The sequence below is a fragment of the Cryobacterium sp. Hb1 genome, assembly GCF_004403585.1.
In the GTDB taxonomy this organism is placed as follows: Bacteria; Actinomycetota; Actinomycetes; order Actinomycetales; family Microbacteriaceae; genus Cryobacterium; species Cryobacterium lyxosi.
In genome coordinates this window covers 1-1,390 of the sequence record NZ_SOHI01000020.1, presented here as the reverse complement: position 1 = coordinate 1,390, position 1,390 = coordinate 1, and the positions used below count along the sequence as shown (strand labels likewise).

The following is a 1,390-nucleotide window of genomic DNA, read 5'->3' as shown; positions in this document are numbered from 1 at the left end:
GGACTGTCTCTTAAACGGTGTTTCTGGCCTGACGCGCTGGACGTGGGTCTGGCGGGAAAGGTGCCGTGATGACGACACTTGATGCTGTGACGAAGAAAACGAAATCTGAGCCCACTCGTGAGGCGGTGGCGGCTAAGGAATGGGTGCGCCTAGCTAAGGAGCAGGGCCTGGCTCTGGACGGTCCTGATGGTCTGCTGGGCCAGTTCACGAAAACGTTCTTGGAGACGGTGCTGAACGAGGAAATGACTGAGCATCTCGGTCATGAGAAGAACCGTGCCCCGGACGAGCGTGAGGAATCCAACGTGCGCAACGGGACCCGGCCCAAAACGGTGATCAGCCCGTCGACGGGGCCAGTGACCATTCAAGTGCCTCGTGACCGGGACGCCACGTTCACTCCGGTGATCGTGCCCAAACGACAACGACGTTTGACCGGGGTCGATGAGATTGTGCTGTCGTTGTATGCCCGCGGCCTCACAACCGGGGAGATCAGCGCACACTTCAACCAGATCTACGGCGCGCAGGTCTCCAAAGAGACCATTTCCCGCATCACGGACAAGGTGATCGAGGAGATGCAGACGTGGCAGTCCCGCCCGCTGGACGGCGTCTACGCGGCGATCTTCATTGATGCGATCGTGGTGAAGATCCGTGATGGGCAGGTCGCCAACCGGCCCATCTACGCGGCCATCGGCGTGACCTTGGACGGTGAGAAGGATATTCTCGGGCTGTGGGCCGGCACCGGCGGTGAGGGCGCCACGTTCTGGATGTCTGTCCTGACCGATATCAAGAACCGAGGCGTCACCGACACGTTCTTCCTGGTCTGTGACGGGTTGAAAGGATTGCCGGACGTTGTCGGGAGCGTGTGGCCGTTGACGACGGTGCAGACGTGCATTATTCACCTCATTCGCAACACGTTCAAGCTCTCCTCCAAGAAGGATTGGGATGCGATGAAACGAGCGGTGAAACCGATTTATACCGCTCCGACCGTTGACGCGGCGCGGGTGGCGCGGGCGGCGCTCGATGATCTGACCGAGATCTGGGGTAAGAAATACGGTGCGATCATCCGGTTATGGGAGTCGGCGTGGGAAGAGTTCACCCCGTTCTTGTCCTACGATCCCGAGATTCGCCAGGTGATCTGCTCCACAAACGCCATCGAGTCGCTCAACGCCCGGTACCGGCGGGCGGTGCGGGCTCGAGGACATTTCCCCACCGAGCAGGCCGCTCTAAAATGCTTGTATCTGGTCACTCGAAGTCTCGACCCTACCGGTGAGGGCCGAGCTCGTTGGACGATGCGTTGGAAACCAGCTCTCAACGCCTTCGCCATCACCTTCCACGACCGCTGGCCGAACGCAGAATCCTACTAATGAAAAACGCCGGAAACACCGTTACCGAG

Annotated in this window: 1 protein-coding gene; it reads left to right on the top strand. The window is 59.8% G+C overall.

Annotated features, from left to right (window positions below):
* Positions 1-65 precede the first annotated feature (65 nt).
* Complete coding sequence (locus E3T38_RS06890) at positions 66-1,361, top strand: IS256 family transposase (RefSeq protein ID WP_134547379.1); 1,296 nt, start codon at positions 66-68, stop codon at positions 1,359-1,361.
* The last annotated feature ends 29 nt before the right edge of the window (positions 1,362-1,390 follow it).